Below are 7,131 nucleotides of genomic sequence, written 5' to 3' on the forward strand. Positions count from 1 at the left end.
CAATGGCGGTCCCATCTTCCCGTGAACCACGCCGAAGCGGTGAACTGACTTCTGGCAATGCCATTAAATTGCAGGTGTTTCATGCTTCGGGTCCCCCAACGCTAGCGGTGGTTCACGGGTCCCGATATCCACATGTGCAGCCCGATACAGATCCCAATCCAGAGCCCTGCCCAATGCTCAACGACGAGCCAGAGCAATGCCCATCAAGACCGCAGATCAAACCCTGCCAACGTGTTCTTCAACAGTCCGGCAAGATCCCCCGGCCTCCCCCCCTCAGCTGTGCTCCCTCAGGAAGCCAATCGTGCCCTCCAGCTCCTCAGCGAAGCGGTCGATCTCTTCGGGGGTGGTGGTGAAGCCCAGGCTGGCGCGGGCGGAACTGGACAGGCCGTAGTGGCGGTGCAGGGGCTGGGTGCAGTGGTGGCCGCTGCGGATGCAGATGCCCGCCGAATCCAGCAGGGCGGCGATGTCGTTGGCGTGCAGGCCGTCCACGCTGAAAGCCGCTAAAGCAGCCCGGTCGGGCTGCTGGTCCGGCGTGGGCCCCAGGATCCGTACGCCGTCGATGGCCTGCAGCCGCTCGAACAGGCGGCGGGTGAGCTGCTGCTCCCAGGCATGGATGCGCTCCATGCCCAGGTTCTGCAGATAATCCAGGGCCGCGCCCATGCCGATCGCTTCACCGATGGCCGGCGTGCCGGCTTCGAACTTGTGGGGCAGATCGGCCCAGGTGCTGTGGTCCAGGTACACGTCGTGGATCATTTCGCCGCCCCCCAGGAACGGCGGCATCGCCTCCAGCAGCGCCTCGTGGGCCCAGAGGAAGCCCATGCCCGTCGGGCCGCACAGCTTGTGGGACGAACCCACCAGGAAATCGGCCCCCAGGGCGGCCACGTCCACCGGCTTGTGGGGCAGGCTCTGGCAGGCATCCACCAGCAGCAGGGCGCCGGCCCCGTGGGCCAGCTCAGCCACCGCCTCGATCGGGTTGAGGCAGCCCAGGGTGTTGCTCACGTGCACCAGGCTCACCAACTTGGTGCGATCGCTGATCTTGGCTTTGAGGTCCTCCAGATCCAGCTCGCCGCTCTCGGTGACGCCCGCATGGCGCAGCACGCAACCCGTGCGGGCCGCCAGCAGTTGCCAGGGCACCAGGTTGCTGTGGTGCTCCATCACCGACAGCAGCACCTCATCGCCCACCCGCAGGTTGGCGTCACCCCAGGTGCGGGCCACCAGGTTGATCGCCTCGCTGGCGTTGCGGGTGAACACGATCTCCCGGGCGCTGGCGGCACCGATGAAGCTGGCCACCTTGCCCCGGGCCGCCTCGAAATGGTCGGTGGCGCGGGCGCTCAGCTGGTGGGCGCCGCGGTGCACATTGGCGTTGTCGAGGCTGTAGTACTGCTGCAGCGCGTCGAGCACCTGGCGAGGCTTCTGGCTGGTGGCGGCGTAATCCAGGTAGATCAGCGGCTGCCCCAGGCAGGCCGTCTGGGCCAGCAGGGGGAAATCGGGGCGGGTCTGCACCGCCAGGTCGGCCACCAGGGGCGTTCCCGCCAGGGGCGGGGCCGCAACCATCGGCGAATTGGTGGAGGTCGGCGTCATCGTCCCTGTTCCCCCAGCAAGCTGGCCAGAGGCTGCCACGGCCGGGCGGCCTCCGGGAGTTCCTGCAGCACCTCCTCGCAGAAGCCGCGCAACAGCAGCCGGGCCGCCTGGTCGGCGGCGATGCCGCGGCTCTGCAGATAGAAGAGCTCGTCCTGCTCCAGCCGGCTCACGGTGGCGCCATGGGCGCAGCGCACGTCGTCGGCGACGATCTCCAGCTCGGGCTTGGTGTCGATCCGGGCCCGGTCGGAGAGCAGCAGGTTGCGACTCAGCTGGGCGGCATCGGTGCGCTGGGCCAGCTGTGGCACCTGCACGGCCCCGTTGAACACGCTGCGTCCCTGGCCGTCGGCCACCGCCTTGTGCAGCTGCTCCAGCCGCCCGTCCGGGCCTTCAAACACCATCTGGCTGTGGGTGTCGCTGATCTGGCGGCCATCCGCCAGCTGCAGGGCCTTGAGGGCACTGTGGGCCGCCCCCTCGCGCTGCACCAGCCGCGGCTCCAGCCGTCCCAGGGCCCAGCCGCCGTGGGCGCTCACGCCGCTGTAGCGGCTGCCCGTTGCCTGCTCCACCGCCACCGTGGCCAGCAGGCAGCCCGTTTCGGCGCCAGGCGCCAGCAGGCCGTGGCGCAGCTCGGCGCCCTCACCCAGGCGGGCCTCCAGCACCACGCTGGTGAGGTTGGCACCGCCGCTGCGGTGCACCTGCAGCACCTCAATGGAGGCCTCGGGTTCCAGCACCAGCAGCAGCCGCAGGGGCAGGATCCCCTCGCCGGCGCCGGCGTCGCTCACCAGCTCCAGGGTGGTGGCAACCGGGCCGCGCACCCGCAGGGCCAGCACGTTTCGGGCCGTGGCGCCGTTGAGCAGCACCGGCCAGAGCTCGGCGCTGCCGGTGGCGGCCAGCACCTGGCCCAGGGTGTCGTTCAGTTCGTCGCCGCCGATGGGCTCCAGCCCCGCCGGCAGGTTGATCCCGGCCAGGGGATCGCTCTGGCCATCCAGGTTCAGCCGCAGGCTGCCGGCGGCCACCTCGGGCTGCGCCGCCGGGGCGGGGGTGAGCAGGGTGGGGCTCAGGGCGGTGAGGGGCGCCAGGTCGGTGAAGCGCCAGGCCTCCACGCGGCGTGAGGGCACCGGAAGCTGCACCAGGGCCTGGGCCGCCCGCCCTCGGCTGGCCGCCAGGGCATCGGCGCCACCGGTGGCGTTCGCCAGCAGGGCGGTGACCCAGCTGCCGGGAGCGGCGTCGGCTGCGGCGGTGGGGGTGGAGAGCGAAGCGGCCACCATCTCAGCCCACCTCCGCCGGTGTGCGCTCCAGGGCCGCCAGTTCGGCGTCGACCCAGTCGTAGCCACGCTCCTCCAGTTCCAGGGCCAGCTCCTTGCCGCCGGTGCGCAGGATCCGGCCCGCCGCCATCACGTGCACGTAATCAGGGGTGATCACATCCAGCAGCCGCTGGTAGTGGGTGATCAGCAGGGTGGCGTTGTCGGGGCCGGCCAGGTGATTCACGCCGCCGGCCACGATGCGCAGGGCATCGATGTCGAGGCCGGAGTCGGTCTCGTCGAGCACCGCCACCAGGGGTTCGAGCAGGGCCATCTGCAGGATCTCGTTGCGCTTCTTCTCGCCGCCGGAGAAGCCCTCGTTGACGCTGCGCTCCAGGAAGGCCGGATCCATCTGCACCACCTGCAGCCGTTCGCGCACCAGGTCCTCGAAGGCGAAGGTGTCGAGCTCCTCCTCCCCCTTGCCGGCGCGGCGGGCATTGGTGGCCACCCGCAGGAACTCCAGGTTGCTCACCCCGGGGATCTCCACCGGGTACTGGAAGCCGAGGAACAGGCCGGCCCGGGCCCGCAGCTCGGGCTCCAGGCTCAGCAGGTCTTCGCCCTTGTAGAGCACCGTGCCGCCGGTGACGGTGTAGGCCGGGTGGCCCGCCAGCACCTTGGAGAGGGTGCTCTTGCCGCTGCCGTTGCGGCCCATCACCGCGTGGATCTCGCCGGCGCGGATCGTCAGGGATACCCCCTTGAGGATCGGCTGGTCCTCCACGCGGGCCGTGAGATCACGGATCTCGAGCAGTACGGGAGCGTCGGGGCGGATCACGGCGGGGGAGAAAAGGGCAGGAAAGGGACGGGGGAAGAAGCGTTGGGCCGGCCGGGGTGGCCGTGGGCCGGGATCAGCCGACCGAACCCTCGAGCTTGAGGGCCAGCAGCTTGTCGGCCTCGGCGGCGAACTCCATCGGCAGCTGGTTGAACACGTCGCGGCAGAAGCCGCTCACCATCATCGACACCGCCTCCTCGAAGGCGATCCCCCGGCTCTGCAGATAGAAGAGCTGGTCGGCGGAGATGCGGCAGGTGCTGGCCTCGTGCTCGATGCGGGCATCCGGCTGCTGGGAGCGGATGTACGGATAGGTGTTGGCGGCGGCCTGGTCGCCGATCAGCATCGAATCGCACTGGCTGTAGTTGCGGGCGCCCACGGCCTTGGGGCCCAGCTGCACCAGCCCCCGGTAGCTGTTGGAGGAGTGGCCGGCGCTGATCCCCTTGCTCACGATCGTGGAGCGGGTGCGGGGGCCCACGTGGATCATCTTGGTGCCGGTGTCGGCCTGCTGGCGGTTGTTGGTGAGCGCCACCGAGTAGAACTCGCCCACCGAATCGGCCCCCTGCAGCACGCAGCTGGGGTACTTCCAGGTGATCGCCGAGCCCGTTTCCACCTGGGTCCAGCTGATGTGGCTGCGGTCGCCGCGGCACTGGCCGCGCTTGGTGACGAAGTTGTAGATGCCACCCTTGCCGTTCTCATCCCCCGCGTACCAGTTCTGGACGGTGGAGTACTTGATCGAGGCGTCATCGAGCGCCACCAGCTCCACCACCGCCGCGTGCAGCTGGTTGGTGTCGAACATAGGCGCCGTGCAGCCCTCCAGGTAGCTCACCGAAGCCCCCTCCTCGGCCACGATCAAGGTGCGCTCGAACTGGCCGGTGTCGCCGGAGTTGATGCGGAAGTAGGTGGAGAGCTCCATCGGGCATTCCACCCCCTTCGGGATGAACACGAAGGAGCCGTCGCTGAACACCGCCGAGTTGAGGGCGGCGAAGTAGTTGTCGTTGCCGGGCACCACCGTGCCGAGGTACTTCTCGATCAGGTCCGGGTGGTCCTTCACCGCCTCGCTGATCGAGCAGAAGATCACGCCGTGCTCGGCCAGCTTCTCCCGGTAGGTGGTGGCGATCGAGACGCTGTCGAACACCGCATCCACCGCCACATTGGAGAGGCGCTTCTGCTCGCTCAGGGGGATGCCGAGCTTGTCGAAGGTTTCCAGCAGCTTGGGGTCCACCTCGTCAAGGCTGGCCTTCTTCTCCTGCTGCTTGGGCGCCGCGTAATAGATGATCTCCTGGTAGTCGATCGGCGGATGGCCCAGGGTCGCCCAGTCGGGCTCCTCCATCTGCAGCCACTGGAGGTAGGAGCGCAGGCGGAAATCGAGCAGGAAGGCGGGCTCGTTCTTCTTGGCGGAGATCAGCCGCACCACGTCTTCACTGAGCCCCTTGGCGATCTTCTCGGTTTCGATGTCGGTGACGAAGCCGTACTTGTACGGCTGGCTCACCAGATCGCCGACGGTTGCGCTGCTCGCCATGGGGATAAGGGACCGGTTCAGCCGGCGGTGAGGGACTGGACGTCTTCGAGACTGATGGTCTGCTGCTCGCCCCGGAAAGGGTTGTCTTCGGTGAGGAAAAGCATGCAGTGGCACTCCTTGCGCTCCCGCATCGGCACGCAGGGGCAGTTCCAGAACGCCTGGGCCACCTCGGCCTCCTTGTCTTCGTAGTGGCGGCAGGGGCAGAGGGCACCGCCCAGCTCGTCCTTGTGGCGGGCCAGACCCTCAAGCACCACGGCGGTGACCCCCGGATCGCTGCAGAAATAGGTGCCGGTGCGCTGGGCGTAGGTTTCCGCGAAACGGCGGATCACCTCCAGGCTTTCGGCACCGGCTGCAGGGGTCGTCGTGGTGGAGGCGTCGGTCATGGGCAGAGCGTCGGGTTGCGCGCACCGGTGGATCGAATAACGAAACACTTTGGTTTCGTTACTGCGGGAGCCTAAGGCACAGGCGTGGTCCGTTGACGGCGTGGAAAGGTCATTGTGACGCCCCGGCGGCCACCACGGGCCAGCCCCCATTCCCCCGATGTGCGTGGCATGGTGTTTTGGTCACACCCCCGTCATGAGCGCCCCCGCCCAGTCCCGCGGCCTTCCGGCCGCTCCCGCCGAGGGAAGCCATCCCACCCGGGAAGCGGCCCTCTCGATGCTGCTGCGGGAAGGTGAGGCGACGGCCGGCCAGCTGGCGGCCGCCCTCGGGGTGTCGGTCCAGGTAATGCGCCGCCACCTGCGCAGCCTTGAGGACGACGGCCTGGTGGAAGCCAGCGCCCCCCACGAAGGGCCCGGCCGGCCCAGCAACGTCTGGCACCTCACCGCCCAGGGCCAGGGCCACTTCCCCGACGGCAGCGAGACCTTCGCCCTCGGCCTGCTCCACACCCTCACCGAAAGCCTGCCGGCGGACACCCTGGAGCTGGTGCTGCGCCAGCAGGCCGAGGAGAAGGCGGCCGAGTACCGCCGCCAGATCGGCAGCGGCCCCCTGGGCAGGCGGATCGAGCGCCTGGTGGAGCTGCGCCGCAAGGAGGGCTACGTGGCCGAATGTCGCCCCGATGACGACCCCGCCGCCGATAACGCCGATGGTCCCGCCTGGGTGATCAGCGAATTCCATTGCTCGGTGATGCGCATCGCCGAGCAGTACCCGGTGGTCTGCGACCAGGAGCTGCGCCTGATCCGCCACACCTTCCCCGACTGCGCCGTGGAGCGCGTCCACTGGCGGCTGGAGGGGGGCCACAGCTGCGGCTTCCGCATCGCCCCCGTCACCGCCAGCCCGGTCACCGCCAGCCCCGTGGCCACCGGCCCCACCCCGGCCCCCTGAGCCGTGCTCAGCCCTGACGAGCTGCAGGAGCTGGAGTCCACCCTGCTCCCCACCCTGGAGCGCCACCACCTGCGGCTCCTGGCCCATGGCCTGCGCACCCTGCAGGCCATCGCCGGGCAGCGGGCCGGTGCCCTGCCGCCCGAGGAGGCGGTGGCGGCCTGGGCCGCTTCCCAGCCGCTGATCGCCGCCGATGCCGGCTTCGAGCAGGCCTTCCTGACCCAGATGGGTCACGTGGCCGCCCAGCTGGCGGCCATCGCCACCGCCGCCGGTAAGGAGCCCCTCGCCCTCGACCTGGCCGACCTGATCCACTGGGCCACCGGCGAGGCCGACCGGCGCCTCAGGCCCCCGGCAGCCCCACCAGACCCGCCACCAGGCTGACCCCGGCCAGGGCGGCGGCGGCGGCCAGCACCCCACGCCAGCCGGGCCGGTCCCCCTCCAGGGCCGCCAGGGGCAGGGCCATCACCGGCGCCGTCGACAGCAGGGCCACGGCGAGCCCCCCCGGCAGGCCCGCCAGGGCGGTCTGCTGCAGGGCGATGCCGGCGCTGGTGCCCAGCAGGGTGGCGGCGAGCGCCAGGGGCCAGCGGCGCCCGGCCGGCCGGGGCCCCTGGGCGGCCCGCGGCAGCCCCGCCCGCAGCGGCAGC

General features: G+C 70.0%; 8 protein-coding genes. 2 read left to right on the forward strand and 6 right to left on the reverse strand.

The window, feature by feature from the left end; translation table 11 throughout:
• Positions 1 to 273 precede the first annotated feature (273 nt).
• From KUG38_RS12940 to KUG38_RS12960, 5 genes are all read right to left on the reverse strand, one after another.
• Positions 274 to 1,554 (reverse strand): SufS family cysteine desulfurase, encoded by a 1,281-nt coding sequence (locus KUG38_RS12940; protein WP_216922346.1) that lies wholly within the window; start codon positions 1,552 to 1,554, stop codon positions 274 to 276.
• 23 nt (positions 1,555 to 1,577) lie between these two features.
• Entirely contained in the window at positions 1,578 to 2,846 is a 1,269-nt protein-coding gene (gene sufD, locus KUG38_RS12945) for a Fe-S cluster assembly protein SufD (RefSeq protein ID WP_216922329.1), read from the reverse strand.
• Position 2,847: 1 nt separating this feature from the next.
• A complete protein-coding gene (gene sufC, locus KUG38_RS12950; protein WP_216922331.1) occupies positions 2,848 to 3,651 on the reverse strand; it encodes a Fe-S cluster assembly ATPase SufC in 804 nt (267 codons plus the stop codon).
• 73 nt (positions 3,652 to 3,724) lie between these two features.
• Positions 3,725 to 5,167 (reverse strand): Fe-S cluster assembly protein SufB, encoded by a 1,443-nt coding sequence (gene sufB / locus KUG38_RS12955; RefSeq protein WP_216922333.1) that lies wholly within the window; start codon positions 5,165 to 5,167, stop codon positions 3,725 to 3,727.
• 17 nt (positions 5,168 to 5,184) lie between these two features.
• Positions 5,185 to 5,550 carry a ferredoxin-thioredoxin reductase catalytic domain-containing protein gene (locus tag KUG38_RS12960; protein WP_015109146.1) on the reverse strand — a complete coding sequence of 122 codons (366 nt, stop codon included), beginning with the start codon at positions 5,548 to 5,550 and terminating at the stop codon, positions 5,185 to 5,187.
• Between the two features lie 193 nt (positions 5,551 to 5,743).
• Here KUG38_RS12960 and sufR point away from each other — a divergent pair, with 193 nt between their 5' ends.
• Both sufR and KUG38_RS12970 read left to right on the forward strand, forming a co-directional pair.
• Positions 5,744 to 6,490 carry an iron-sulfur cluster biosynthesis transcriptional regulator SufR gene (gene sufR / locus KUG38_RS12965; protein ID WP_216922336.1) on the forward strand — a complete coding sequence of 249 codons (747 nt, stop codon included), beginning with the start codon at positions 5,744 to 5,746 and terminating at the stop codon, positions 6,488 to 6,490.
• A gap of 3 nt (positions 6,491 to 6,493) precedes the next feature.
• Entirely contained in the window at positions 6,494 to 6,868 is a 375-nt protein-coding gene (locus tag KUG38_RS12970) for an NDH complex assembly factor CRR9 (protein ID WP_216922338.1), read from the forward strand.
• On the opposite strand, the gene KUG38_RS12975 is transcribed toward KUG38_RS12970, so the two are convergent.
• Positions 6,828 to 7,131 (reverse strand): EamA family transporter (locus tag KUG38_RS12975; RefSeq protein WP_216922339.1); only part of this gene is annotated, 304 nt, incomplete at its 5' end. The two genes, KUG38_RS12970 and KUG38_RS12975, sit on opposite strands and share 41 nt — an antisense overlap.

Source organism: Synechococcus sp. CCAP 1479/9 (assembly GCF_019038535.1).
Classification (GTDB): Bacteria; Cyanobacteriota; Cyanobacteriia; order PCC-6307; family Cyanobiaceae; genus Cyanobium.

Excerpts from the sequence above, each read along its gene's own strand:
- sufR (WP_216922336.1), top strand. The coding sequence starts at position 5,744 with ATGAGCGCCCCCGCCCAGTCCCGCGGCCTTCCGGCCGCTCCCGCCGAG.
- sufB (WP_216922333.1), bottom strand. The coding sequence starts at position 5,167 with ATGGCGAGCAGCGCAACCGTCGGCGATCTGGTGAGCCAGCCGTACAAG.
- sufD (WP_216922329.1), bottom strand. The coding sequence starts at position 2,846 with ATGGTGGCCGCTTCGCTCTCCACCCCCACCGCCGCAGCCGACGCCGCT.
- KUG38_RS12940 (WP_216922346.1), bottom strand. The coding sequence starts at position 1,554 with ATGGTTGCGGCCCCGCCCCTGGCGGGAACGCCCCTGGTGGCCGACCTG.
- KUG38_RS12960 (WP_015109146.1), bottom strand. The coding sequence starts at position 5,550 with ATGACCGACGCCTCCACCACGACGACCCCTGCAGCCGGTGCCGAAAGC.